Consider the following 25,634-nt stretch of genomic DNA (forward strand, 5'->3'; position numbering starts at 1 on the left):
CTTCGACGGTCCGCTGCTCCAGGGCAGGGCAAGTCCGGCGGTGACCGCGTCCTGATCGCGGCGCGGGCCGCCAGGCGGCCTCGACAGGTGCGACAATGCAAAAATGTCGAGTGCCGCCGACTTCGCCGAGCAGCAAGTCGCTCGAGTGCGAGACGATCCGTCGGGGCGGCTGGATTTACTGCGTGAGCTCTACGAGGGCGACGCGGGCGGCGCGCAGGTGCACCTCCCGTTCCGCCGCGCTGCCAGCGCGTTCATGCGGTGGCAGTTGCGGCGAGGCCTGCTCCGGCCGGTGACAGGACCCTCCCCGGGCAGCCCGTGGTGGCGGGCCGTGAACGAGCGACTCCTGCGCGATGGCTGGGAAGCACGCGTATTGCTGGGCGGTGGTGGCGGACCGGCTTCGTCGATCAGCGTCGAATTGGCGGTGCGATTCATCGCCGAGCCCACGGCTCGGAATTGGTACCGAGCGCACAACACCAGCGTCGTATCCGCCTACTTGGACAATCTCGATCTGGCTAGAACCGAGACCCGCACCGAGCGGTTCTTCATGAATCTCGTCCTGATGCGGGTTCTCTACGCCCACGCGCTGGTATCCGCTCCACGCCTCGCATTGGGTCGACTCGCGCCGGTCGCGCCGCTACTCGGTGATCCTCGGCTCGGCATGACCGGGGTGTTCCTCTCGTTGTCCCGCATCCTTCCCGATCGCTACCCGCTCGGCGACGATGTCGAGACCTACGTCGCCGTCGAGCACAGCTTCGGCCGCATGCTCGATGTCGGCGTCATCTCTCCCCGCCTGAAGGATCTCTACGAGTGGTCGGCCCACGAGCTGGGCCAACCGAGGTTGGCCGAGCTCCTGCTCGACCGAACACCCTGCTACGCATGGCCACCACACGACTCGAGCCCGTGGCGACCGCCGCTTTCCCTGTCCGCTCGCATTGCTCTGCGCGCTGCGCCGCCGCTTCGTGACGACCCACCATCCATGAGCTGACGATCGAGATCATCCACCGCACCCACAGGCGGTTCGGCAATTGGTGTGCCTGTGGAATCGACTGTCGACGAATGTGTGAGGCCGACCGAGGCGGAACTCGTCCGGCCTGTCACGAAGAGCTCGTAGGTGACTCAGGGCTTGCCGATGGTGAGCAACACCTTGCCGACGCTGGCGGAGGAGTCCAGCAATGCGTGCGCCTCGGCGACTTCGGCGATGGGCACCTCGGCGGAAACAACCGGCACAACAGGCGTGCTCCGACGATCGTGGGCAGCCGCGAGAGTCGAGCCGATCGCCATGCCGACCGCGAGCACGGTGACCGACGGAAGTCCGAGGTGCCCGGTGCCGTAGCTGGTCAGGTAGGTCACGCCGATGTAGTAGAACGCGAAGCACATGCTCACCGCGCCCGCGCCGAGCAGGATCTCGCGCGGCTGCCGGGTGGTCAGGAAAGTCGCGCTGGCCAAAACGAATCCGAGCGAGGGACCCAATTGAGGGAACAGCGCGTAGGTACCGCGCTTGTCCTCGGGTGCGTTCTCCGCGGTGAGCAGGGTAGCGCCCGCCCACTCACCGCCCACCGCCAGGCCCTGGCAGACACGCAGGACCACCAGCAGGATCGGCGCCGCCCAGGCGCTCCTGTTCAGCGTCGAACGGACTGGGTCACGAATGTTCAGCCTGATGTGGCACCGACCGATCGATCGGGAAGGATCGTGACCCGGAACACACTGACATCCACCAAACATGAAGGTCAATCCTGAACATGAGACGTGGGTATCTGAAACTTGTTCAGAGGTTCAGCTATTCTGAACCTATGTCAGAGATTTCCACGACGCCTTCGGCGCACGAGGTCGGTTCCGCCATCAGGAAGGCGCGATCTGCGCGGGGGGTCTCGTTGCGCGAACTCGCCTCCCGCATCGACGTCAGCCCGGCCACGGTCAGCGCGATCGAGAACGGCAAGACCCGCGTCGAGGTCGGCCGGTTGCACGCGATCGCCGCCGCTTTGGACACCGGAGTATGGGAGCTGCTCGATCGCCTCGGCGATTCGGACTCGGATTCGGACCACAGCGCGAATGCGCCCGCAGCCGCACCGCTCGTCGAGGACAAGCGGACCGGCCGCAGCTGGCGCGCGTTCGAATCATTGAGCATCGACCCCGTGCTGAGGGCCGCGATCGACGACTTCGTCGAGAAGGGCTACCACGGCTCGACCATGCGATCGATCGCCACGCGGGCACGGATGAGCGTTCCGGGTGTCTACCACCACTATCGGAGCAAGCAGCATCTTTTGGTCGCGTGCCTGGACATCACGATGGCCGAGCTGTTCGCGCGGGTGCCTGCTGCGCGTGACGAAGGCACGACTCCTGTCGAACGGCTGAGCCTGATGGTCGAGGCGCTGGCCTTGTTCCACATGCACCGGCGCAAGCTGGCGCTCATCGGAGCCAGCGAGATGCGCAGCTTCGAGCCGGCGAACCGGCGCCGAATCAGCGCGTTGCGCAACGATTTACAGCACCTGCTGGACGCCGAGATCGCCGAAGGAGTCGATCAGGGCCTTTTCGCGACGGACAGCCCTCGCCACGCCGGGCGTGCGATCTCGACCATGTGCACGTCGTTGCCGCAATGGTTCCGGGACAACGGCCAGTCGAGCCCCGAGCGTATCGCTGCCGACTATGCCAGGTTCGCTTTGGGCATGCTCGGTGTGCATGTTCAGAATAACTGAACATAGCGCCGGAGCATGACGGGTCGTATTGACAGGTATGCCACGACCATGTCACCGTACCCCGGGATATCTGCCGAGCGTACGCTCGGCCAATTGCGAGGAGTGTCAGTGGCGATCGACTTGTCCTATCCGGCTGAGGTGCGTGCTCTGACCGAACGCACGCGCGACTTCATCCACGACTCGGTGCTGCCGATCGAGGACGCTCACAACGGCGACATCACCGCGGCGGGAGGGGATGACGTGCGAGTGAAACTGCAACAGGCCGCGCGTGATGCAGCAGTGTTCGCGCCGCACGCGCCGGTGGAATACGGTGGACACGGTCTCGGAATGTCGGATCGTGCACCGATCTTCGAGGCCGCCGGGTACTCGCTGTTCGGCCCGACGGCCCTGAACATCGCGGCGCCGGACGAGGGCAACATGCACCTTCTCGCCGAGATCGCGAACCCGGCCCAGAAGCAGCAGTACCTGGAACCACTGGCCCGGGGTGAAATACGCTCGGCCTTCGCCATGACCGAGCCGGCGCCGGGCGCGGGCTCGGACCCGTCCGCGCTGTCCACACGGGCGGTGCGATCCGACGGTGGCTGGCGGATCGACGGGCACAAGTGGTTCATCACCGGGGCCGACGGCGCGGGCCTTTTCATCATCATGGCCCGCACTTCCGGCGAGCCGGGACAGCGCGGTGGCGCGACCATGTTCCTCGCCCCGGGCGACACCCCGGGCATCCGGCTGCAGCGTCACATCGACACCCTCGACCGGTCGATGATCGGCGGGCATTGCGAGCTGTTGTTCGACGATGTGTTCGTCCCGGATTCGGCGGTGCTGGGTGCTGTCGACCGCGGTTTCGAACACGCACAGGTGCGACTGGGTCCGGCCCGTATGACACATGTGATGCGATGGCTCGGCGCCGCTCGCCGCGGTCACGACGTGGCAGTGGCACACGTGGCCGGACGGCAGGGATTCGGGTCACGCCTGGGTGATCTGGGCATGGTCCAGAAGATGATTGCCGACAACGAGATCGATATCGCCGCCACCCGGGCGTTGCTGCTCCGCGCCTGCTGGGAACTCGACAACGGCGACCTTGCGGCGAACTCAACCTCGATCGCGAAAACTTTTGCCGCCGAAGCGATCTGCCGGATCGTCGATCGGAGCGTACAGATGTGCGGAGGGCTGGGCGTCTCCGAAGATTTGCCCTTGGCCCGGCTCTTGCGCGAGGTACGGCCGTTCCGGATCTACGACGGTCCCTCGGAGGTCCACCGATGGGCCATCGCCAAACGCGCGATCGGCGCAGCCAAGCGAGCTCAGCCGAGTGGAGAATGACCTTGCCGGGCATGAACATCGCCGCGCTACAGCGTTTTCTGGAGCACCGCGGTGTTGTCGTGTGTGGTGATCTGCGGGTCGAGTTGCTCGATGGCGGTCGCTCCAATCTGACTTTCGTCGCTTCGGACGATGTATCGAAGTGGGTCATCCGGCGGCCACCCGTTGCAGGGCTCACGCCGTCCGCACACGATATGGCGCGCGAGTTCACCGTCATGCAGGCGCTGCAGGATTCATCAGTGCCGGTAGCGAAGACCATCGCCTTCGATGAACACGGTAGTGCGCTGGGTGCTCAGATGAGCGTCGTCGAATTCGTCGACGGCGCTGTGATTCGGGAGCAGGACGATCTCACGACGTTCACCGACGAACAGGTCACGGACGCCGTGGGCGCGTTGGTGCGGATCCTGGCCGAATTGCATGCTGTGGATACCGAAGCGGTGGGCCTGGCCGATTTCGGCCGCCCGAACGGGTTCGTGTCCCGTCAAGTGAATCTGTGGGCAGCGCAGTGGGATAGGGTGAAAACGCGTGAGCTCACCGATGTCGTGACCCTTGGGGCGGCGTTGGCCGAGACATTACCGCCGGAATCCGCAGCCTCGATCGTGCACGGTGATTTCCGCATCGACAACACTATCGTCGATCCGGGGGATCCGGCTCGGATTCGAGCCGTGGTGGACTGGGAACTGTCGACACTCGGCGACCCGCTCACCGACGTCGCACTGATGTGTGTCTATCGGTCTCCGGCATTCGACCTGGTACTGGGCACCCGGGCCGCGTGGACGAGTGACCGGCTACCGAGTCCCGATGCTCTGGCGGACTCGTACGCCGTCGCATCCGGTCGCGATCTGCGCAGCTGGGGATTCTATCTCGCGTTGGCCAACTTCAAGCTCGGTGTGATCGCCGAAGGAATTACTCATCGGGCCCTGCGCGGTGCGGACTCCGGTTCGCCCGCGGTGCGGGCCGCCGATGCGACACCGGAATTCATGGCAGCTGGACTGCGCGCACTGAAGAGAGACTGGAATTGACCGATATCACAAGAACCGCGTTGATCACGGGTGCATCCCGCGGAATCGGTGTGGCGATCGCGAAAAGCCTTGCTCGACAGGGCTACGCGATGACGATAACCGCTCGTGATGCCGATCGCCTGAGCGTCGTCGCCGCGCAGCTGCGCGAGGCCGGCGCTCGCGATGTCACCAGCGTGGCCACGGACATGGCCGATACCGACGGCGTCGAAGCGGTACTCGCCGGGCACTCGCAACGGTTCGGATCGCTGTCGGCGTTGGTCCTCAATGCCGGAGTCGGTACTGCCGAGCCTCTCGCGGATGCGTCGATGCGCAGGTTCGACAAGACCCTGGCCGTCAACCTGCGCGCCCCGATGCAACTCATCCAGGGCGCCCTGCCGATGCTGCGCGCCGCGGCCGCCCTCGCGCCCGAACGTGGCGCGAAAGTGATTGCGCTGTCGTCGATCACCGGGGTGTACGCCGAGGCCGGGCTGGCGGCGTACGGTGCCGCGAAAGCGGCGCTCATCTCCTTGTTCGCAACCCTCAACGCCGAAGAGTCCGGCAAAGGCATCGCCGCCACGACTATCGCCCCCGCTTACGTCGACACCGATATGAGTGCCTGGATCCATGACAGAGTCCCACCGGAAGAGATGCTCGCAGTGAGCGATGTCGTCGAGATCGTCGACTCCCTGCTGAGACTGTCTGCCCGCGCCGTGGTCTCCAATATCGTCATGTCTCGCGCCGGCACCGATGGGTACCGCGCATAGCGCAGGGTAGGTGGCCACCGACGGTGCTCGCTGAACCCGCAGAAGTCCTGGACGCGGTAGCGATCGAACGCCGCGTCCAGGACATCTGTCGTCAGGCCGGTTGTCGGGTCTGCGTCGACCGGCAGCCGGTCAGAACGAGGATTCGTCGAGATCCATGGCGTCGCCATCGATGTCGGTGATGACGGCGCGATCGGAGCTCAGTCGGGGCAGCACTTCACGGGCGAAGAATGCGGCCACGACAACCTTGCCTTCGTAGAAGGCGCGTTCGGCAGCGGACTGTTCGGCGTCGAACGCGTCGAGGGCGGTCTGCGCGTTCGCCAGCAGGCGCCAGCCGATGAGCAGGTCACCGACGGCGAGCAGGAAGCGCACCGAACCCAGGCCGACCTTGTACAGCTCGGACGGCTGCTCCTGAGCGCCCATCAGGTGGCCGGTCAGGGTGGCCGCCATGGTCTGGACGTCCTCGAGCGCGGTGGCCAGCAGCTTGCGCTCGCCCTTCAGGCGGCCGTTGCCCGCCTCCGAGTCGATGAACTTCTGCACCTGGCCCGCCACGTGCGCCAGCGCCACACCGCGGTCACGGGCGATCTTGCGGAAGAAGAAGTCCTGCGCCTGGATCGCGGTGGTGCCCTCGTACAGCGAGTCGATCTTCGCGTCGCGGATGTACTGCTCGACCGGGTAGTCCTGCAGGAAGCCCGAACCACCGAAGGTCTGCAGCGACTCGGTCAGGTACTGGTAGGCCCGCTCGGAACCGACACCCTTGACGATCGGCAGCAGCAGATCGTTGACCCGCGCGGCGAGTTCGGCATCTACGCCCGAGACATGGTGGGCGACAACGGGATCCTGGTGGGCAGCGGTGTACAGGTAGATCGAGCGCAGGCCCTCGGCGTAGGCCTTCTGCATGAGCAGCGAGCGGCGCACATCGGGGTGGCGGATGATCGTGACCCGAGGTGCCGCCTTGTCCGTGAAGCGGCTGAGGTCTGCCCCCTGGACGCGGGTCTTGGCGTACTCCAGCGCGTTCAGGTAGCCGGTCGACAGGGTGGCGATGGCCTTGGTGCCGACCATCATTCGCGCGTTCTCGATCACCTTGAACATCTGGGCGATGCCGTTGTGCACGTCACCGACCAGCCAGCCCTTCGCCGGGATGCCGTGACCGCCGAAAGTGAGTTCACAGGTCGCCGAAGCCTTCAGTCCCATCTTGTGCTCGACGTTGGTGACGAACACGCCGTTGCGGTCACCGAGTTCGCCAGTGGCGTGGTCGAAATGGAACTTCGGGACGACGAACAGCGACAGGCCCTTGGTGCCCGGGTCGGCGCCCTCGGGCCTGGCCAGCACCAGGTGCACGATGTTGGCGAACAGGTCGTCGGAGTCGGCCGAGGTGATGAAACGCTTGACACCCTCGATGTGCCAGGAGCCGTCCTCCTGCTCGATCGCCTTGGTGCGGCCCGCGCCGACGTCGGAACCGGCATCCGGCTCGGTCAGCACCATCGTCGAGCCCCAGTCCTGTTCCACCATGAAACGGGCCCAGCCGCGCTGCTGTGGTGTTCCGATCTCGTTGATGATGTCGGCCATGACCGGACCCATGCTGTACATGTGGGCGGCCGGTTGCGCGCCGAGAACGAACTCGGTGACTGCCCACTCGAGCATCGCAGGTGCCCGAACTCCGCCGATGTCCTCGGATTTGCCGAGCCGCCACCATTCCGCGTCGTACCAGGCGCGCACCGCCCGCTTGAACGGCTCCGGCAGCGCCACCGTATGGGTCCGCGGATCGAATGCCGGCGGGTTCCGGTCGGTGTCGGCGTAGGGCGCTGCGACGGGACCCTCGGCGAGTTTGGCGGCCTCGGCGAGTACCGAGCGTGTCGTGTCGGCGTCGAGATCTCCGAAAGCGCCTGTCGCCAAGATTGTTTCGAGTCCGTACACCTCGAAGAGGTTGAACTCGAGGTCTCGCACGTTGCTCTTGTAATGACTCACGGAACGTAGCCTTCTGGGTCGCCGGACGTTCGAGGCGTCCGAGGGTGAATGACGGGCTGTTCGACGCGCCCGCGGCACACTGTGCGTGATGCCGGCCCGGCTGGGCAAAGAAAAGTCAATGGCGACTAAGTGGGTCGGACAGCACGCCCACCGGATCTGCGCTCGGTGTCGCGGTCGAGGCGCGTCACGCGAACAGCGGTCAAGTGCGGTGAATCACTCGCGGTGGGCGTTTGCGACCGGCGGGTGCCGACTGGATGCTGTGCCCGACGGCGACCAGAAGTTCGACGAGGTCGGTCCGTCTGTTGAGTCGTGGATTGCGCACCGCCTCGATGACGACGGTGGTGAATGCACGGATCAGCATGCGTGTCACCGGCGGTGCGAGTTCCGGGCGTGCTGCGCCCAACATGCGGGCCCAGCTTGCGATGCCGTCCTGGCGGACCCTGCGGTAGCGGTGCTCGGCTGCTGCCGGGAGGTGCCGGGTTTCGCTGACGGTGATGGCGAGCAGATCGGGCTCGTCTGCACCGAATCGGACGAAGTTGTGGGTGAGGGTGGCTATTGCGTCGTGCGAGCTGCGGCTTCGGGTCATCGCGTGGGCGACCAGCAGTTCGATCCACTCGTCGTGGCGGCGCACGATCATGTCCAGCAGTTCGGCCTTGTTGTCGAAGTAGTGGTAGACCCCGGGGCCGGTGATACCCGCGGTGACGCCGATGTCGTGAATGCTCACGTTCGGGAAGCCATGCTGGGTGAACAGGCGGGCTGCCCCGGCGATAATGCGCTCCCGCCGCAGCGCGCGGTCCAGATCCGTGCCGTCGGCGAAGCGGCTGTGTCCGTGCGCGCGAAGTGGATGGGTCGGTTGTGTGGGGAGATCGGTCGCGATGACGGCGTGCATGGCCGCTCCGAGGACCTGGGCCGCCACTGGAATGGGTAGCTCGAGGCGATGGTAGGCCGGGCTGACTGCCACCGATAATGCACACCAGCTCAAGCACTCCACGTCCGCTGCCGACAACTCGGGCCGCCGTGACCGGACGGTCCCGCGAAGGTGCCGGGTAAGCCTGGCTGCCCGGATGAGAACTGCCGACCTGTCGCGTTCATGGAGGTGGCGGAATTCGAGCTGCCACAGTCGCGGGAGCCCGCGCCGCTCGAGCGCGACTTGCACGAGTGCAGCGAGTATCGCGTCTCGGGAGTTGCGGGACCGGCTGGCGGCGTCGAGGCGGGCGAGAGCATCGTCGAGTCCGGTGAGCACACATTGCCCCAACAGATGCTGTTTGTTGCTGAAATGCCGATACAGCGCGGCAGGGGTGATCCCGACGGCTTCGGCGATGTCGGCCATCGACGTGTCGTGGTAGCCGTTGTGCGCGAACGCCTCGAACGCTGCGGCGAGAATTACTGCGCGCCGATTACGTGGACGCGCGCGACGGTCGGGGTGGTCGATGCTCATGCCCTTCGGTGTGACCTGCATCATCGGTCCGGATAGGGAGTTCCGGTGCTCGGCCGCCCGGATCCGATGACGGTGGTGCTGCTTGGAGGAGGGGTGTGGGTGTCGTGCCGGAACACGCGCGTTCGGCCTGAACGGCGAGAGCCGTTCAGGCCGAACGCGATGACCGCGCCGAGCGGCATGGTCAGGCGGGTTGTACGGTCTCGACCTGGGTGCGAGAGGTGCGCGTCAACCCCTTCTGATCGTAGAAGGTGGTCACCAGTACGCCGGAGAGGACGCCGATGGCCAGTCCGATCGCGGTCATCCAGAATCCTCCTTCCAGGCCCGCTGCCGCACCGCCGTCGAAGTACATCAGCGAGCGCAATCCATCAGTACCTTCGTCGATGACATCGCCGAAGCCGTGGGCGAGGCGATGGACTCCGAGCGCCGCGCGCTCACGCGCGGTACCCACGCCGAGCGGCTGGCCGCGGTGACGCTGGTCCTGGAAGGTGCCGCAATCACGCCCGCCCGGGCGGGTGGGCTGGTGTCCGCCGACCCCGAAACCCTGCTGGTCCTGCGGGTCTACATCCAGGAGCTGTGCAACACCTCGCGCACCGCGCAGCGGTTGTTCATTCACCGCAACACGATCATTCGGCGCCTGGTCCGCACCGACGAACTGCTACCGAAACCCCTGGCGGACAATATCGTTGCGGTGGCGGCCGCGCTGGAGGTCCTGCACTGGACAGGCGAGCACGCGCCGCGACGAACGGTTCCCGGACATCGCGGCAACGGGCTGTGATCGTCGCCTCGAATGTTGACGGTGCTAATTTTCAGGGTAATGTTAGCGACGTATACATCCTGCCGACCGAAAGGGGACGACATGTTTGCGGTGACGCTCGACGGCTACGGAGGCTCGGAGGTCATGAAATGGGGCGAGGTCGACGACCTGCCCGCGCCCTGCCCCGGGGAGGTGACGGTGGATGTGGTCGCCGCGGGGGTCAATCGCGCCGACATCATGCAGCGATACGGCTTCTATCCGCCGCCGCCGGGTGCCAGTGAGATCCTGGGTCTCGAGGTTTCCGGAATCATCGCCGAGGTCGGCGCCGGTGTACAGGACTGGAAGCCCGGCGACGCGGTGTGCGCGCTGTTGCCCGGCGGTGGCTACGCCGAACGGGTGAACGTGCCTGCCACCCAGGTGCTTCCGGTTCCCGGCGGGGTGAGCCTGACCGATGCGGCGGCGCTGCCCGAAGCCGCCGCCACGGTCTGGTCGAACATCGTGATGACCGCAGGGCTGCGCGAAGGGCAGACGCTACTGATCCACGGCGGTGGCAGCGGCATCGGGACCCATGCGATTCAGGTGGGTCGCGCGCTGGGTGCTCGTGTCGCGGTGACCGCGGGATCGCAGTTCAAGCTCGATCGCTGCCGGGAATTCGGAGCGAACACGCTGATCAACTACCGAGAACAAGACTTCGCGACCGTCGTGACCGAGGAATACGGCGGCGCCGATGTGATCCTGGACATCATGGGCGCTGGCTATCTGCAGCGCAACGTGCACACTCTGGCCGAAGACGGTCACCTGACGATCATCGGGTTGCAGGACGGGGCGGTGGCGGAGCTGAATCTCGGCGTGCTACTGGCCAAGCGAGGCTCGGTCCACGCGACGAATCTGCGCCGCCGCCCGGAGCGCGGGTCCGGCTCCAAGGCCGAGATCGTCGCCGAGTTGCGCCGCAACCTGTGGCCGCTGATTGCCGAGGGCGCGGTCGCGCCGGTCGTGTCCGCGAAGATCCCGATCACCGATGTCGCCGAAGCGCACCCGTTGCTGGATTCCGCCGAGACCGTCGGCAAGGTGCTTCTCACCGTTCGCGAGCCCTGACCTGGCGCGCACCGGCGTGAGCTACACGTTCTGCTCGGTGCTGGGTGCGCGGTCCGACAGCTCGAGAATCGAGTGGACAATCGCGCGGACCCGCTCGGCGAGGGCGTCCGGCGAGGCGGCGTCGAACTTTCCGTGCAGGTACAGGAAGGCCAGGCCATGCACCATCGACCACAACGCTGTTGCCAGGGCCTCCTCGTCTGCTGCGGGAAACGCTTGCCGCACAATCGATCTGACGTACTCGTGAATCGCAGTGGTAGCTGCCACCCGTTCGGGGCTGGTGGGGTCGCACGGCTCGGCGAACATCGCGCGGAACAACCCGGGCCGCGTCAGGGCGAACTGGACGTAAGCGATGGCGATCGCGGCGAAGTCCTCGGCGGTGGTCGGTGCGGCACTCGCCGCGGCCAGGTTGGCCGCCAACTCCCGGTACCCGACCGCGGCAACGGCTGACAACAGGGCGTCGCGGTCGGCGAAATGCCGGTACGGCGCGGCGGTGGACACACCGGCGCGCCGCGCGGCGGCGCGTAGTGACAGCTCGGCGGCGCCGTTTTCCTCGAGGAGCTCCACGGCCGCACGCACCAAGGCGGCGGGTAGGTCGCCGTGATGATACGGCGTGTTCGACGTTGCCATGTCATCAACATAACAAGTGTTGACATCGCTTAGATCTCGCTTACGGTTCCGTCAGGCAGCATGGCCGAGGTGTGGGGCGACAGGGCTGCGCACGGATTCCTGTTCCAGTACAGCGAATTCGCCACGATGTCACGGAATTCCTCGACGGCACCGCTCCCGGATCGTCCTGAGCGGTCGCCGACGGGGAGTGCAGGGAGCCGACCACGGCCCATGATGCCGCGATGAGATCACTGCGGCACCATGGGTCCGCTCGTCGAACCGGTTGCAGGCCCCAGTCAGTCCGAGCTGCGGTCCGTCCGGGTTGTTCGTGCGTCTCAGTGCAGGAAGGCGGTCAGCAGGGCGTTCGTTTGTGCCGGGCAGTCCTCGTGGACTGTGTGCCCGCAGCCGGGAAGAACGGTTGTTGTGGCATTCGGAATCCTCCGAGCCAGCTGATGAGCTTGGGAGGCCGGGAGCCAGGTGTCCTGGGCGCCCCACAGCACGAGGGTGGGTGCGGTGATCCGAGTAAGCCCGACGTCGGTGAGCCGATAGTCCAGGTTCCGCCACAGTGACAGGAAGCCGTCACGGTTCGCCGGCTGGGAGAACGGTGCGTAGAGCTCGTCGATCACTTCCTCGGTCACCAGGTGCTGGTTGTGGAAGGTGCCACGGATGCTATCGGCGTAGAACGAGCGGGTGGTCAGGTTGGTCGCCAGCTCGCCGAGTAGCGGCGTGGTGAACAGTGGTGTGACAGGCGCCTTTTCGGCGTCGAGGCCCGGTGAGTCGAGAAGGACGAGCTGCTCGACTCGTTCAGGGTGCTGTTCGGCGAAGTACAGGCTCCAGGCCCCACCCCACGAGTGACCGGCGATCGCCGCCCGGTCCAGCCCGACGGCATCGAGGAAGGCGGCGATGGCCTCCGACATCGCGGGCAAGTCGTAGGCGAAGTCTTCGCGATGTAGTTCGGTGAATCCTTGGCTGGGCAGATCGACGGCATAGACCGTGTGCTCGGCGGCCAGCGCCGGGGCGACGTCTCGCCAGGAGTATCCCCACAGTCCTCCTCCGGCGATCAAGACGACGGGTGAGCCGGTCCCGATCCGGGTGTAGTGAAACCTGGCCAGATCGGTCTCGACATATCGGGATTCGACACGGGTCAGGTACTGCGACTGATAGGACGAACCCAAGCCCTCCCAGGCGTACGCGATGGGCACCGTGACGGCCGTGAGGACGGCGAGTAGCGCGGTCGCGATCAACGCGACTCGCTTGGACAGCATTCGGGATTTCATGACAGCGCTTTCCGATCGTCGGGGTATCCGTTCATAGGACCGGCGACCGTCCGCTCGTGTGACAGGGAGTGACGCGGTTCATACGCCTGGCGTGTCAGCGGCGGTCGAGGCCGGACAGTCGCCAGGCGAGCGGTATCGCACCGCCGATGTCATGCCTGCTAGACGCAAGGCGCCGTTGCCGATTTGCCGCCACCGCACCGGCTCCTGACGAGTCCGAGCGCGTCGCGGGCCACGTCCCGAACATGTACCAGGTTCTCTGATATTCGTGGGCTATGACTTCCCCTCACGATTTCGAATTCGAAGAAATCTACCGAGGTACAGGGGGCCCGTTCGGGCCGGGCGTCAAACCACCGTGGAGTATCGGGGAACCCCAGCCGGAACTCGCCGCGCTGATCGAGCAGGGCAGATTCCATGGCGATGTGCTCGATGTCGGATGCGGGGAGGCGGCGATCTCGCTGTATCTGGCCGAGCGGGGTTTCACCACCGTCGGCCTGGACCTGTCGCCGACCGCGGTCGAACTGGCCCGCGCCGAAGCCGCCAAGCGCGGCTTGGTCAACGCCTCCTTCGAGGTCGCCGACATCGCCTCCTTCACCGGCTACGACGGCCGCTTCGGCACCATCGTCGACAGCACGTTGTTCCATTCGATCCCGGTCGAGTCGCGGGAGGGCTATCAGCAGTCGATTGCGCGCGCCGCCGCGCCGGGCGCGTCGTATTTCGTGCTGGTTTTCGACCGGGCCGCCCTGCCCGAAGCACCTGAACCGGGCCCATCGCCGGTCACCGCCGACGAGCTTCGCGAGGTGGTGTCGCAGTACTGGGTGATCGATGAGATCAGGCAGGCGCGAATCCATGGCAATCTGCCTGCGGAGTTGCCGGCGGACGCGGGTTTCCAATTCGAGGGCATGCGCGACGAGCCCCATGGCCGCAAGTCGGTTCCAGCCTGGCTGCTGTCGGCCCACCTGGACTGATCCCGCCACACCGGATCGCGGGCCGCGTTGCCCAGGCCGGATGCGTCAGGCATCGAAGTGCCCGGGCTCCCCCGGCCCGTCGCTCATCTGACGGCCGGGGTTACCGCTGGGGCCGCCCCGCGACACGCGGCTGCCAGCCGCATCGCCGGACTACGACGTCGGCGTCAATGATTCGGCCTCGTGACGCGATCGGCCAGGCGATCAGCGGCCCACGTGGCACGCAGCAGCGGTTCCTTGAACAAGCCCGGCCCGAACCACCGCCGCTCACTCCACACGGCGTCGAGATTGTCATGGAACTCGTTGCCCGCGATCAGGTCAGCGATCAGCGTGCCCAGATAGGGAGCCTGCGCGAGGCCGTGGCCGTTGCACGCGATGGAGTAGTAGACGTTCTCCTGCTTGGTTTGCCCGGCGACCGGCAGCCACGATGGGGTCATCGCGATCCAGCCACCCCACGTCCGCTCGATCGGAACATCCTGTAGCGAGGGGAACACCGCGCGGAACCCGTCGATGAGATCGGCGACGACCGCCGGATCGGACGTGCGGGCGGGAAGGCTGCCGCGCCCCATACGCAGCTGGCGTACCCCGAAAGCGATGGAGTTGCGAGGGGTGATGCGGTAGCTGGTGAGCAGATTGTGCTCGGTCACGATGCCAGAACGGCTCGTCCACCCGGTTGCCGTGATCCGAGCCGGATCGATCGGAGCCGTCTCGACCATACTGACCCAGATGGGCGTTTCCGTCCGCTTCGGCGCGATTCCGAGCTCATTGGTGTAGGCGTTCGTCGCCACGACAACGTTCTTCGCGCGCACTCGTCCGCTCGGAGTGCTGATCACCGCCCCGGAGCCGTTGTTGTCCATCGACTGCAACGGCGTGCGCTCGTACACCCGCGCACCGGACTCGATCACCGCCTTGCGCAGGCCGAGACAGAACTTTCCAGGATTGAGCTGTCCGCCGACAGGCTCGAGAACGCCGCCGTAGAAGGTATCCGGCAGACCGAGTTCGACGTTGTCACCGAACTTGGCGTGCGCCCCGGCCTTGGTGAGGATCTTCGCGATCCGGCGAGCCTTACGCAGCTGGCCTTTGGAGAACGCGGCCCCGACATTGCCTGTCTGTTCGTAATCACAGGCGATATCGAACCGTTGCAGCAAGTCCTTCTCGACAAAGTCGACGGCGTCTTCGGCGAACCGTACGACCTTGGGAAAGCGACGTGGGTAAAGCGGGCTCAGAATCTGCGGATCGCCGGCCGGGGCGCCGGTCAGCTGGCCCGCGTTGCGCGAACTGGCACCGTAGCCGCAGAATTCGGCCTCGAGGAGAATGACGTCGATGCCGCGGTCGGCCAGCCGCAAGGCCGTCGCCATACCGCCGACACCGCCGCCGATAACCGCGACCTCGCACGCGGTGTCGCCGTCCAGCGGCGGCCGCAAATCCGTCGGCGGTTCGATCCAGCCCGTGAAGGTCGAGTAAGTGATGTCATCGTTGGTCATGTATTGGCCTTTTCCATTGAACGATTTTCCCGGCCTGATCTAGCGCGAACACGGCGCGCGCGGTGCCGGTGATACCACCCATGTTGTCGAAGGGACCGTCGAGGAGTGGCCTCGTGCGACCGTGCACGCGGATGAGGAGGCCGCCTCCGAAAGCCGCTAAGCCGAGGCGACTTTCGCTCGATCGGCGTCGACATGCTCACTGTGGTTGTGCAGCGCGCTGTAGGCGTAGTAGAACACGGTCATCTCGAGCGCCCAGACGGTGATCGCGATGATGTAGAAGATCGTGTGGTTCTCGTCGTCTCCTGGGATATGAATGAAGTCGTAGGTCCCGGCGACCACGGCCGCGCCGGCCGTGGCGATGACGACCCAGACCGCGTGTCGGCGCTCACCGACAGCCCAGAGGCGATACGCGACATAGAGCATGAACAGGGAAGCCAGGGCGTTCATCACGATGTAGAAGATTGCCCAGGGTGCAGTGATCGGTTGGGCGAACACCGACAGGTACACGCCGGCCAGAATGGCGAGCGCGAACGCGCCGATGTCGACAGCCAGTGAAGGCTTGAACCGGTGTGTGACTTTCAGCATCCCCAGCACCAGAATCAAGGTGATGCCGAACGATCTGGAGAACGCGTCGAAGAAGAGCATCAGTTGATACGACGGGCTGCTGTGGTCGCCGCCGGTAATTCCGAGCAGCACGACATTACTGCCGGAGGTCGCGACGACGATCCACTCGATGCCGAGGAGGTAGTTCGAGTATTTTCGGATGAACCTTGCGCCGTAGACGAAGCCTGCGTAGACCATCCAGAGATCGGCGATCAAGAGCAGAACCATTGTGAAATCCATTGTTACCTTCTGTGACTACGCGGGGAGGCATCGCGGAACGCGCGAAGGATGCGCTTCTAGGACAGCGCGGCGCTCGACTTGCGGGAAGTCAACACCGTGCTTGGGCGAACCACCGCCTCGATGACGTCGGTGAGCGGTGAACCGCCGGTGTTTGCCAGCGCCTCGTAGAAGTCCTCGGGGTTGGCCCAGTCCTCGGGCGCGAGGACACCGGCCTTGCCGCTCAGCTCCGACACGGCCAGCACCATGAACGCCGCGGTCGCTGATCCGGTCCCCGCCGCCATGTCCGACCACGCGGTGCCCGGCCCGCTGACCGGAAGCCGACGGATCGACACGACCTCGACTCCGTCGCGTTCGCCGGTCACCCGCACATAGTTGATGCCGCGAAAGTCTGGGTGCTTGCGTCTGGCTGCGGACCAGAAGTACTTCAGCACCTCTGTCGCCTTGATCTCGCGGCGGCGAACCGTGCCCCATACGCCTGACAACGCATGCGGCCAGACTTTGAGCGAGCCGGTCTTGTCGCAGACGACGTCGTTGATGAAGTCGATGGCGTCGTCCATCGGCAGCTTGCCGCTCTCCACAGCCACGGCGATGCCCCGCATGATGCCATTGATCGGCGCCGGATCGAGCGCGCCGAGAACGCGAATTCGGTCGGCGCCCGGCCAGCGCCGCGGCATCGTCACCGACTCAGGATGGGCGCACTCGTAGAGCCGGTAGGAGTCGCCGAAGGAGTTGCCCAGGTCGACGACGTCCGATTCCAGGAATGTCTGATGGACAACCGAGCGTCCGTTCTCCCAGGTGTGGCATGGTCCGGCGAAACCTCGGATCGCGTGATCGAGCACCGCGCGCCCGAACGGAACAGGACCCTCGTCACCGGTTGCCCAGCACACGTCGATGCGTTCGACGGTGTCCATATCGCGGGCGGCGTCGGCCGCCATCACATTGGTGAGTCCGGGCGACGCGCCGCAACAGACGAAGATCGGCACGCCGGCCGCCTTCGCTTGGGCGTCGAGTTTCAGTGCCGCGCGAGTACTCGCTTCGTCATCGTCGAGATCCAGGTAGGGAACCTTCTTCTCGATGCACGCCTCCATCACCGGCTCCGCGGTGCGGATGTATGGCCCCGCGCCCAGCACGACAAGGGCGGCACCGTCGATCGCGGCGCGCAGCGCGGCTCCGTCGAAGAGGTCGAACGATCCAGCGGTCGCCGACCCCGCAGGCAGCTTCTTCACCAGGTCGTCGAGCGCATCGGGCCGGATGTCGTACAACTCCAGCTTCCAGTTTCCGTTCGGGACCGCTCTGGCGAAGCGCTCGATCGCGACACGACACATCTCACCGGCGGCGCCGATGAAGACAATCCTTTTTCTTGTGGTCATGGTCGCAAGCTACAACGTCCAATGACATCGCGTCAATGACTTTGTGTAAGTTTTCCGGGACGCGACACAGTGATCAATGACAACATGTCACTGACGGCATGTAACTGCAGCCTTTTCTCCCGTATCATTGGGCCGTGGCCCGACGACCGAAGCACGATCCCCGAGAGTCCGAACGCGAGATTCTCGACGCCGCCGAGCAGTTGCTGCGCGAGCGGCCGTTTCGTGAGATCAGCGTCGACTCGGTGATGAGCCGCACCGGGCTCAAGCGCCCCGCGTTCTACGTGCACTTCCGCGACCGGCACGATCTGGCCTTGCGCGTCGTCGAATACACCGGACGCAAGCTGTTCGAGATGACCGACCGCTGGCTGCAGGGCGACGATCCGGCCGCCGACGCCCGGCGCGCCTTCGAGGGCCTGGTCGACGTCTACGTCGAGCACGGCACCGTCCTGCGCGCGCTGTCCGACGCCGCCGCGAGCGACGAGAAAGTCGAGGGCGCCTATCGAGCACTCGTCCAGCGCTTCATCGACGCGACCGCCTGCCACATCCGAGATGAGCAGGCCCGCGGCCGGATCGGCGAACTGGCCGACGTCGACCAGACGGCCCGCGCCCTGATATGGATGGACGAGCGATATCTCTCCGAAGCGTTCGGCCGCGAACCATACGCCGATCCTCAGGTGGTCGTCGACGTCCTCTACACCATTTGGATGTCGGCGCTCTACAACGCTGTCCCGGCGGCGGCCACGCATCGAAGCACCGCGTCCTTGCACGCCGCCGGGCAGTAGCCGGGGCGTTAGAGGGCTCGATAGATCCGTTGCAGGGTCTCGGTAGACGCCGACGGCGGGATATCGGCTGACCCAGGCGCCAGCTCGATCCAGCACTTGGTCTGGGCGGCGGCGGATTTCAAGGCGGCGCCGAGTTCGGCCACGGTCAGCATTGGCCTGGTGCTGACACCGTCGGGTCGACTGGCCGCGAAGCTACTGCTGGAAGCAGCCGTCGGGGCGTCAGAATCACCGAGTCCGTTCTGTGTGTGCTGACGTCCCGCTGCATGCGCATTTCGCCCTCGATTGCTCGCTGCCGACCGGCAGCGAGCAATCGAGAGGTCAGGTGGGATCACCCAGGCAGGCCTGCCTCGATGGCGGCGATGATGCGTGGGCGCATGTCGGAGGCGCTGATGATGGCGTCGACCGAACCGACCTCGACAGCGCGCTGGATATTGTGCACGCGATCGAATTCCGCCGCGACATCGCCGAGCTTCTCGGCCCGCACCGACGATCGGATCTCGTCGAGCTCTGCGATCAGGGCCATGCGGTCGGCGCCGGTCGCGTTCGCCGCGCGCGCCTCCAGGTCCCGCACTCGCGGATCCGCCGCGGTTCGAGTGTCGACCTCACCGGAGAACACCACCGCCGCGGCCGGCGCGCCGCCGAGCACCGAGGCGAACGAACCTTCCAGGGCGAGCACGGTCATGTTCGGGTTCAGCGCCTTCGAGAACACCACGAACGCGCCGCCGTGGTAGCGCGAGATCACGCAGAACACGATGGGCCCCTGGAAGTTCACGATCGCGCGACCGATTTCGGCGCCGTACTCGAGCTGCAGCTTCCGCATCGATTCCGGTGAGCCGTCGAAGCCCGACAGGTTCGCCAAGACCACCAGTGGGCGGTTTCCACTGGCCGTGTTGATGGCTCGCGCGGCCTTCTTCGACGACCGCGGGAACAGCGTGCCCGCCGTGTAGGTGTCCGGGCCGTCGGTCGACGGGAATCCGCGCCGCGGCACGCCTCGCGATTCGATGCCGAGCAGGCACACCGGGATGCCGCCGAGCCGTGCGTCCTGCACCACCGCGGTCTCGGCGTCGGCCATGCCCGCCCAGCGTTCCAGCACCGGGTGGTCCTGGTCGGACAGCGCCCGCATCACGGTCCGGATGTCGAAGGGCTTCTTGCGGTCCGGGTTGGCGGTGGCGGAGAAGATCTCGCCGACGGTCGTGAAGTCGCTGTCCGCCATGGCATGCGGGAAGTCGGAGACGTCGCGATCGAGGGGGTCGTCGGTCCGCGACCGCCGCGGCGCCTGCTCACCGGGCGCCACATAGGTGTGGTCGTAGTGCGACATCAGCACGTCTCGTGCGGCGAGCAGGTTCGGCGCCCAGTACTGGGCCTGCCCGTTGGGGCCCATCACCCGGTCGTAACCGCCGATGCCGAAGTTGTCCTCGGCCGACACACCGCCGGAGAAGTCCAGCGACTGCTTGCCGGTGAGCACCATCGCGGAGTCAGGTGTCATCACCAGAATGCCCTTGGTGTGCATGAGCATCGTCGCCTCGGCGTTCCAGTACGGCTGGGCGCCGACATTGATGCCCGCGACCACGATGTTGATCTCTCCGCCGTCCTGGGTGAACTCGACGATCCGCTTGAGCGCCGCCGCCACCCAGTCCATGTTCTCGGTGCCCGACTCCATCGAGATCCGGGCGCCCGAGGACAGCGCGTACCACTCCAGCGGCACCTGCATCCGTTCGGCGAGGTCCAGTGCGGCGATCACTCGGCGGCATTCCGGTTCAGACAGTGCGCCAAGCGATTTCGTGGGATCACCGAGCAACACCACCCTGGTGACGCCGTCCGCGTACCGCTCGGTCGGCGTGGTGACCACGCCGGCGACGATCGCGGCTGTGTTGCGTCCCTTGGGCCGGTCGACCGGCACGAGCGTGTGGTCGTCGTCGAGATCGTACTCGGCGAACTCACCGAGCAGCCCGGTCAGTTCGTAGGGGTACACGGTGTTGCGGCTGCTGGCTCGCAGCACCTTTTGCCGGTAAGCGTCGAGCGGCTCGATCACCTCGTCGATCCGGTCCCCGATGGTCACCGTGGTGCCGCCGGTGACGTCGAAGGCGACCCGCACGATGATCTTGACCAACTCGCCGGTCTCCGGATCGGGCTGGCGGGCGATGAGGAGGAGTTCCTCCAGGCCGGCGCCCACGGTCGTGGCTTCCACGCGCTCGATGATCGAATCCAACTCGGCCCGGGTGAGGTCGAGCGGCGGCCAGACGTACATCACGATCCGATTGGTGTGCAGGCGTTTACCCGACGGCCGCCGGGACTGTGCTCGCCGAATCGCGTCGACGCAGGCGGTGAGGGTGCTCTCGGCCGTCGGGAGCGCGAGCAGCCTGCCATCCTGCTCCCGCAGTGCGGCCAGGTCACGGACCTGCGTGAAAGCGACGAGTCGCTCGTCCGACGGATTCTCTTTCGCGAGGCACCGGAACAGGTAGACCTCTTCGTCCGAGGACGGCAGGCGGGTGAGGTCGAACTTGCGCAGCCGCTTCAGCTGCATCCGCTCCGCGATGTATGGGTGCAGGCCACGGATCAACCGCTCCTCGGCCAATCCGGTGGCCGACGGACGGAAGGTGAAGTGGTGGTGCATCACCGCACCGCCGCTACCCGCGACCGTCGCAGTGATTCGGGACACCTGATTCGGCAGCGGTTGTGCGCTGAGCGCCTGCTGCAAAGCCTCGGCCATCGCATCGAAGTCTTCCGGCTGCTTCTCCCAGCCGAGGTAGATGTCGGCCTCGATGGACGCGGCGCCGCTCGCCAGTTCGGCGAGCCCGCGCAGGACGGTGGCGAGGGCGTCGAAGCTCACGGCGGCGGAGACCAGGGACAGACCTCGACGCTCGGCGATCACGAACGCGCAGCCGCCGACCTCACGGGTCCGAACGTCGGCAAGGCCCTTGTTGCCGTAGTACCGCCGGGTCAGCACCTCCAGCATGACCGTGTTGTCGGCGCTTCCGCGCGCCAGCCGCTGGCCGAGCAGCCGCACCAGCGGCTCGGTGCTCCGCACCATCTCGGCGAGGCGCTCGCCGCGATCAAGGGTCTCCGGGTGCGCGTCCAAGTGGCTCAGGTGTTTGCGGACATCGGCGTACACGCGGGCGCGATTACGCCGCAGCAACGGCTGGCCGAACCAGGCGTACACCACCCCGCGAGTGAGGTCCGCGATGACGGGGAAGCGCACCTGTGTCGCGGCCACCAGCCGCTCCAGCGTCAGACCGACGGGCTCGCGCAGCGCCCTGTCCGGCACCGGCTCCCGCAGCCACTCGCGCAGCAATGTCGTGATGATCGTGACGGTGTCGGCCGGACGTTGCTGGGCGAGGAAGATACGGAAGACCGCGGCTTCGAGGTCGGGGGTGCGCTCCAGCTCGGTAACGCCGTAGTGCTCGAGCGCCTTGCCGAGTTTGGCCTGGTATGACGCGGGCAGCCCGGCCCGCTCGACATCGAGGCTCTGCAGATAGGTGTGGAAGTACTCGCGGGCACTGTGGACGTGGCTTTGGTCGCCGTCCTCGTCCCAGGACCGGTTGTGGCTCAGTTCGGCGAGGTCGGCGAACACCTGCACGAGCTCGAGTTCCTCGGCGAGGGGCCTGCGGTTGTCGGCGATGGCGGCCCGGCGCGCGACGAGATAGTCGTCGACCACTCGGCGATCGTCGTGCGGGTCGACGTCGAAGCCAAGGAGCAGGCTGCGCAGATCCTGCTGGCCGCGGGTCAGACGCACATGCGGTTGAACCGGTGCGGACTCGCGGGGCAGATCCAGCTCGACCGAGCCGACCGCCGTGGTGTCCGAGTCCTCGTCGTCTTCGGCGAGCGGTTCCAGCCGCAGCAGCGGCGCGCCGGTCTCGACCTGAGTGCCGACGGATACACCGCACTCCTTCAGCCGGGCCCGGAACGGCGCACGCAACACGGTTTCCATCTTCATGCTTTCCAGCACCAGGACCGGCGCACCTGCCTCGACCTCGTCGCCGATCTGCAGCGGCGTGGCGACGACCAGCGCGGGGGCCGGGGAGCGGACGACGCCGCCCTCGTCGCGGCTGATCCGATGTGCCACACCGTCGACGTCGACCATGTGGATCGGGCCGTGCGTGCCGGTGATCACGCGGTACCGGGCACCGTTGACGACGATCTGCCCGGAGTGCCGATCGAAGCGTTCGAGATCCACGTCGGCGGTCCGAATATCGCCACCCGCCTCGACACCGACACGGAACCGATGAGCACCGATGCGTGCGACGCGCACGCGGTAGCCGACTCCGCGCAACTTGAGGTCGCGCGGCCTACCGCTCTCGTGCTGCACCTGAGGCCGGCCGCCGGACGCCGTGGACAGCAGGCGGTGCCGCTCCACCCGCTCTTCCTCCTCGTAGGCGTCGATGGCGGCAGCGGCCAGCGCGATGGTGGAGTGGCGGTGCGACACGAGACGGCCTTCGCCGCGAACACGGTCGATCCAGCCGGTGTCCGCGCTGGCATCGAGTACCTCGGGCTGGATCAGCAGATCGAGCACGAAGCTCTTGTTGGTCACGCCACCCTCGATGACGACCCTGGTCTCCGTCAGTGCCCGGCGCAGCCTGCCCAGCGCTTCGTCACGATCGCGGCCGTAGGCGATGATCTTCGCGATCATCGAGTCGAAGTCGGCGGGAATCGTGTCGCCCTCGCTGACTCCGGTGTCGACGCGGATGCCCGGCCCGGCAGGCAGATCCAGCCGCGCGATGCGGCCAGGGGCGGGCGCGAAATCGCGGTCGGGGTCTTCGGCGTTGAGCCGGGCCTCGATGGCGTGCCCGCGTTCCGCCGGAGGTTCGCCCTCGAGCCGGCCTCCGGACGCGACCAGCAGCTGGGCCCGGACCAGGTCGAAACCGGTGGTGGACTCGGTGATCGGATGCTCGACCTGCAGGCGGGTGTTGACCTCGAGGAAGGCGAACTGCTTGTCACCGGGGTGGTAGAGGAACTCCACGGTCGCGGCGCCGCGGTAGCCGACGGCGATCGCCAGCCGCTCGGCCGACGCCTTGAGCTCGGCGGTCTGCTCGGGGAGCAGCACCGGCGACGCCGACTCCTCGATGATCTTCTGGTTGCGCCGCTGCACCGAGCAGTCGCGGACGCCGAGTGCCCAGGCGGTACCCTGGCCGTCCGCGATGACTTGAACCTCGACGTGCCGGGCGCCGGTCACCAGCCGCTCCAGGAAGACCACGCCGCTGCCGAAGGCACGGGCAGCTTCCTGACGGGTGCGCTCGTAGGCGTCGACGAGTTCGGCTTCGTTCGTGATCACACGGATACCGCGGCCACCGCCGCCCGCGGTCGCCTTCAGCATCAGCGGGTAGCCGATCTCGGCCGCGGCCGCCAAGGCGTCTTCCACGCTCTCGACCGCACCGCGGCTCCATGGCGCGACCGGCACGCCGACATCCTCGGCGATCAGCTTCGCGCCGATCTTGTCGCCGAGTTTGCGCATCGCCTCCGGGCTCGGGCCGATGAAGGTGACTCCGATCTGCTCGCACAACTCCGCGAACGCCGGGTCCTCCGCGACGAAACCCCAGCCGACCCATGCGGAGTCGGCCTTGGTGGCGACCAGCGCGCGCTCGAGTGCCTTGAGATCCAGGTACGGGCGCGCGGACGCCGGACCGAGGTCGTAAGCGATGTCGGCTTCGCGCACGAACGTCGCGTTCCGGTCGACGTCGGTGTACAGGGCGACGGTTTCGATCGGTAGCCCGGTTTCCGCGGCCAGATCTCGGGCGGCATGGATGAGGCGCATGGCGGCCTCTCCCCTGTTCACGATGGCGATGCGGTTGAACACTCGCCGGCTCCTTTCCCAGCACTGGCCCGGTCGGGCGGGTTGCGACTACCGGTCCCGCGTAGTGTGCACCTCCATTTCCGCAGGTGCACAGCGTGCGGCTGTTACCCACGCGTATCGTGGGCAATGTCTCCCCTGAGGTTATGACAGCAGTCGAGGAATTCCTCGGCGCGCGGCCGACGGAACTGTTCGAATGCGTCGGTATACGTCATAGGTATCGCCTCTCGATGTCGTAGCGTTCCAGGTCTTCGAGACCCACCGAGCAGACTCGAGTCCACCACTTGCCAGATGTGTTGACCTACAATGCTTCTCTCGCGAAGGTTTCTCTGGTTTTCCGGGGCCACGCGACAGCGGGCCGTCTACGATCGTCGGAAGTGCGCCCGAGAAGCTCTGGAACGCTCCACCGCAGTGTGGGAGGTGATCTGTGTGCCCGACATCCTCGATGTACTGCACGCTCGCTGTGCCGAGATCGCGGGTGAGGCGATCCTCTCGGGCGAGGAACATCCCCACCTCACCCTCACCACACGCGAGGTAGAGGACCTGCTCGACCACATCGCTGACCTGCACCGTCGCTACCGAAACATCGACCTCGCTTACCGCGAGCTCGACCACCGGTACACCGTGCTACGCCGAGCGGCCCGCGAAGCCACCGAATCGTTGGAGAGGATCCGTGCCGCGCTGGAACAGCGCACCGCGCACCCAGAGGCCCATGCGCGCCAGGCATGCACCATCGCCGGTTTCGCCGCCCGGAATCTCGCCGCGGCGAGCCTGAACACGGACAGAACAGCGAGCTGACGCTCCGCGGATAGATGGTCGAGGCCCTGGTCGCGCCTGCCAGGACATCCGGACGAGCGGCATACCCATCCGCCGTGCGAGTGCCCATTTCGCTGCTTCGGGAACGAAGGGGTTCAGGACTCGACACTGCGCCGACTCCGTGAGCGTCGCTGGTATCGGTAGTCAGTCGTCGACGACAGCGTCTTCCAGGCTGAGCTCGTAGTCGTCGAGTTCAGGGTCGTAGGAGTCGGGTGCAGAGAGGTCGCTGGCGATCGCGCCGGACTGTCGGGCAGCTGCGGCGTATGCGATCCGGTCGTCCTCCGACCCGACCAGCGAGCGCCACGGCGCGATCAGCTGGTCCAGGTGCGCGCTGATTGATGTGTCCGGGGTGGTCGGCGAGGATAGCGGAATGTCTGGTGTGAAGTTCGTGCGACGCGTCGATGGGTTGACCTATGAGTTCGACCGTGACGGGGAAGCGCATGGCTTCCCGTCGTATAAGCGGGTCGACCTCGATATTTGGTGTCGCCGACTGCCCGGCTTCGGTTGGGTGGTGTGCGACGCGGCCGATGAGGTGTCGAGCCGCCCGTTCGACGAGGCCGGGCAAGGCGAGCTTCCGCCAGAGGGCGTGTGGGTGAGTCGCAAGGGTGAACGATCCTATGTCTATGACCTCGTGCGCACCGATGCTCGAGCGGCGACCGATCTTGGATCGCGGTAGGGCTGTTCG

At 66.2% G+C, this 25,634-nt stretch carries 19 protein-coding genes and 1 pseudogene; 11 read left to right on the plus strand and 9 right to left on the minus strand.

All coding sequences use genetic code 11. From position 1 onward, the window contains the following. The first annotated feature begins 103 nt into the window (after nucleotides 1–103). Nucleotides 104–985 carry a hypothetical protein gene (locus tag ACRWNM_RS29995; protein ID WP_431971494.1) on the plus strand — a complete coding sequence of 294 codons (882 nt, stop codon included), beginning with the start codon at nucleotides 104–106 and terminating at the stop codon, nucleotides 983–985. 290 nt (nucleotides 986–1,275) lie between these two features. Here ACRWNM_RS29995 and ACRWNM_RS30000 read toward each other — a convergent pair. After that, a pseudogene (locus ACRWNM_RS30000) lies at nucleotides 1,276–1,605 on the minus strand (MFS transporter); the annotation flags it as partial. Between the two features lie 185 nt (nucleotides 1,606–1,790). Between ACRWNM_RS30000 and ACRWNM_RS30005 the strand changes: the two are divergent. The 4 genes from ACRWNM_RS30005 to ACRWNM_RS30020 all read left to right on the plus strand — a co-directional run bounded on the left by ACRWNM_RS30005 (nucleotide 1,791) and on the right by ACRWNM_RS30020 (nucleotide 5,772). Further along, entirely contained in the window at nucleotides 1,791–2,693 is a 903-nt protein-coding gene (locus ACRWNM_RS30005; RefSeq protein WP_431971495.1) for a TetR family transcriptional regulator, read from the plus strand. Nucleotides 2,694–2,801: 108 nt separating this feature from the next. After that, nucleotides 2,802–4,010: an acyl-CoA dehydrogenase family protein gene (locus ACRWNM_RS30010; RefSeq protein ID WP_431971496.1), complete on the plus strand. Its 1,209-nt coding sequence runs from the start codon at nucleotides 2,802–2,804 to the stop codon at nucleotides 4,008–4,010. Further along, on the plus strand, nucleotides 4,007–5,029 hold the full coding sequence (locus tag ACRWNM_RS30015) for a phosphotransferase family protein (protein ID WP_431971497.1): 1,023 nt from the start codon (nucleotides 4,007–4,009) through the stop codon (nucleotides 5,027–5,029). Before ACRWNM_RS30010 ends, ACRWNM_RS30015 begins: the two co-directional genes overlap by 4 nt. 5 nt (nucleotides 5,030–5,034) lie before the next feature. Beyond that, nucleotides 5,035–5,772 carry an SDR family NAD(P)-dependent oxidoreductase gene (locus ACRWNM_RS30020; RefSeq protein ID WP_431971592.1) on the plus strand — a complete coding sequence of 246 codons (738 nt, stop codon included), beginning with the start codon at nucleotides 5,035–5,037 and terminating at the stop codon, nucleotides 5,770–5,772. Nucleotides 5,773–5,901: 129 nt separating this feature from the next. On the opposite strand, the gene ACRWNM_RS30025 is transcribed toward ACRWNM_RS30020, so the two are convergent. Both ACRWNM_RS30025 and ACRWNM_RS30030 read right to left on the minus strand, forming a co-directional pair. Then, nucleotides 5,902–7,737, minus strand: coding sequence for an acyl-CoA dehydrogenase (locus ACRWNM_RS30025; RefSeq protein ID WP_431971498.1), 1,836 nt, complete (start codon nucleotides 7,735–7,737; stop codon nucleotides 5,902–5,904). A gap of 199 nt (nucleotides 7,738–7,936) precedes the next feature. Further along, nucleotides 7,937–9,175 (minus strand): TetR/AcrR family transcriptional regulator, encoded by a 1,239-nt coding sequence (locus ACRWNM_RS30030; RefSeq protein WP_431971499.1) that lies wholly within the window; start codon nucleotides 9,173–9,175, stop codon nucleotides 7,937–7,939. A gap of 397 nt (nucleotides 9,176–9,572) precedes the next feature. On the opposite strand from ACRWNM_RS30030, the gene ACRWNM_RS30035 reads away from it, so the two are divergent. Both ACRWNM_RS30035 and ACRWNM_RS30040 read left to right on the plus strand, forming a co-directional pair. Continuing rightward, the gene (locus ACRWNM_RS30035) at nucleotides 9,573–9,950 is read left to right on the plus strand and encodes a helix-turn-helix domain-containing protein (protein ID WP_431971500.1); all 378 of its coding nucleotides are present in this window, start codon (nucleotides 9,573–9,575) and stop codon (nucleotides 9,948–9,950) included. An 81-nt stretch (nucleotides 9,951–10,031) separates the two neighbouring features. After that, on the plus strand, nucleotides 10,032–11,024 hold the full coding sequence (locus ACRWNM_RS30040) for an NAD(P)H-quinone oxidoreductase (RefSeq protein ID WP_431971501.1): 993 nt from the start codon (nucleotides 10,032–10,034) through the stop codon (nucleotides 11,022–11,024). A gap of 21 nt (nucleotides 11,025–11,045) precedes the next feature. On the opposite strand, the gene ACRWNM_RS30045 is transcribed toward ACRWNM_RS30040, so the two are convergent. Both ACRWNM_RS30045 and ACRWNM_RS30050 read right to left on the minus strand, forming a co-directional pair. Beyond that, nucleotides 11,046–11,651, minus strand: coding sequence for a TetR/AcrR family transcriptional regulator (locus tag ACRWNM_RS30045; protein WP_431971502.1), 606 nt, complete (start codon nucleotides 11,649–11,651; stop codon nucleotides 11,046–11,048). A gap of 314 nt (nucleotides 11,652–11,965) precedes the next feature. Next, the gene (locus ACRWNM_RS30050) at nucleotides 11,966–12,907 is read right to left on the minus strand and encodes an alpha/beta fold hydrolase (RefSeq protein WP_431971503.1); all 942 of its coding nucleotides are present in this window, start codon (nucleotides 12,905–12,907) and stop codon (nucleotides 11,966–11,968) included. 272 nt (nucleotides 12,908–13,179) lie between these two features. Between ACRWNM_RS30050 and ACRWNM_RS30055 the strand changes: the two genes are divergently transcribed. Continuing rightward, nucleotides 13,180–13,872, plus strand: a complete 693-nt coding sequence (locus ACRWNM_RS30055; protein WP_431971504.1) for a class I SAM-dependent methyltransferase — start codon at nucleotides 13,180–13,182, stop codon at nucleotides 13,870–13,872. Nucleotides 13,873–14,036: 164 nt separating this feature from the next. On the opposite strand, the gene ACRWNM_RS30060 is transcribed toward ACRWNM_RS30055, so the two are convergent. The 3 genes from ACRWNM_RS30060 to ACRWNM_RS30070 form a co-directional block, all read right to left on the minus strand. Beyond that, nucleotides 14,037–15,338: an NAD(P)/FAD-dependent oxidoreductase gene (locus ACRWNM_RS30060; protein ID WP_431971593.1), complete on the minus strand. Its 1,302-nt coding sequence runs from the start codon at nucleotides 15,336–15,338 to the stop codon at nucleotides 14,037–14,039. 171 nt (nucleotides 15,339–15,509) lie between these two features. Next, nucleotides 15,510–16,184 (minus strand): transporter, encoded by a 675-nt coding sequence (locus tag ACRWNM_RS30065; protein WP_431971505.1) that lies wholly within the window; start codon nucleotides 16,182–16,184, stop codon nucleotides 15,510–15,512. A 68-nt stretch (nucleotides 16,185–16,252) separates the two neighbouring features. Then, nucleotides 16,253–17,566: a saccharopine dehydrogenase family protein gene (locus ACRWNM_RS30070; protein WP_431971506.1), complete on the minus strand. Its 1,314-nt coding sequence runs from the start codon at nucleotides 17,564–17,566 to the stop codon at nucleotides 16,253–16,255. A 134-nt stretch (nucleotides 17,567–17,700) separates the two neighbouring features. Here ACRWNM_RS30070 and ACRWNM_RS30075 point away from each other — a divergent pair, with 134 nt between their 5' ends. Further along, entirely contained in the window at nucleotides 17,701–18,348 is a 648-nt protein-coding gene (locus ACRWNM_RS30075) for a TetR/AcrR family transcriptional regulator (protein WP_431971507.1), read from the plus strand. 328 nt (nucleotides 18,349–18,676) lie between these two features. On the opposite strand, the gene ACRWNM_RS30080 is transcribed toward ACRWNM_RS30075, so the two are convergent. Then, nucleotides 18,677–24,139 (minus strand): carboxyl transferase domain-containing protein, encoded by a 5,463-nt coding sequence (locus tag ACRWNM_RS30080; protein ID WP_431971508.1) that lies wholly within the window; start codon nucleotides 24,137–24,139, stop codon nucleotides 18,677–18,679. Between the two features lie 423 nt (nucleotides 24,140–24,562). Here ACRWNM_RS30080 and ACRWNM_RS30085 point away from each other — a divergent pair, with 423 nt between their 5' ends. Together ACRWNM_RS30085 and ACRWNM_RS30090 are read left to right on the plus strand one after the other, a co-directional pair. Then, nucleotides 24,563–24,931: a hypothetical protein gene (locus tag ACRWNM_RS30085; RefSeq protein WP_431971509.1), complete on the plus strand. Its 369-nt coding sequence runs from the start codon at nucleotides 24,563–24,565 to the stop codon at nucleotides 24,929–24,931. A 388-nt stretch (nucleotides 24,932–25,319) separates the two neighbouring features. After that, the gene (locus ACRWNM_RS30090) at nucleotides 25,320–25,625 is read left to right on the plus strand and encodes a hypothetical protein (RefSeq protein ID WP_431971510.1); all 306 of its coding nucleotides are present in this window, start codon (nucleotides 25,320–25,322) and stop codon (nucleotides 25,623–25,625) included. The last annotated feature ends 9 nt before the right edge of the window (nucleotides 25,626–25,634 follow it).

Source organism: Nocardia sp. bgisy134 (genome assembly GCF_965341865.1).
Classification (GTDB): Bacteria; Actinomycetota; Actinomycetes; order Mycobacteriales; family Mycobacteriaceae; genus Nocardia.

Excerpts from the sequence above, each read along its gene's own strand:
- ACRWNM_RS29995 (WP_431971494.1), top strand. The coding sequence starts at position 104 with ATGTCGAGTGCCGCCGACTTCGCCGAGCAGCAAGTCGCTCGAGTGCGA.
- ACRWNM_RS30005 (WP_431971495.1), top strand. The coding sequence starts at position 1,791 with ATGTCAGAGATTTCCACGACGCCTTCGGCGCACGAGGTCGGTTCCGCC.
- ACRWNM_RS30015 (WP_431971497.1), top strand. The coding sequence starts at position 4,007 with ATGACCTTGCCGGGCATGAACATCGCCGCGCTACAGCGTTTTCTGGAG.
- ACRWNM_RS30030 (WP_431971499.1), bottom strand. The coding sequence starts at position 9,175 with ATGAGCATCGACCACCCCGACCGTCGCGCGCGTCCACGTAATCGGCGC.
- ACRWNM_RS30040 (WP_431971501.1), top strand. The coding sequence starts at position 10,032 with ATGTTTGCGGTGACGCTCGACGGCTACGGAGGCTCGGAGGTCATGAAA.
- ACRWNM_RS30045 (WP_431971502.1), bottom strand. The coding sequence starts at position 11,651 with ATGGCAACGTCGAACACGCCGTATCATCACGGCGACCTACCCGCCGCC.
- ACRWNM_RS30050 (WP_431971503.1), bottom strand. The coding sequence starts at position 12,907 with ATGAAATCCCGAATGCTGTCCAAGCGAGTCGCGTTGATCGCGACCGCG.
- ACRWNM_RS30055 (WP_431971504.1), top strand. The coding sequence starts at position 13,180 with ATGACTTCCCCTCACGATTTCGAATTCGAAGAAATCTACCGAGGTACA.
- ACRWNM_RS30065 (WP_431971505.1), bottom strand. The coding sequence starts at position 16,184 with ATGGTTCTGCTCTTGATCGCCGATCTCTGGATGGTCTACGCAGGCTTC.
- ACRWNM_RS30070 (WP_431971506.1), bottom strand. The coding sequence starts at position 17,566 with ATGACCACAAGAAAAAGGATTGTCTTCATCGGCGCCGCCGGTGAGATG.
- ACRWNM_RS30090 (WP_431971510.1), top strand. The coding sequence starts at position 25,320 with ATGTCTGGTGTGAAGTTCGTGCGACGCGTCGATGGGTTGACCTATGAG.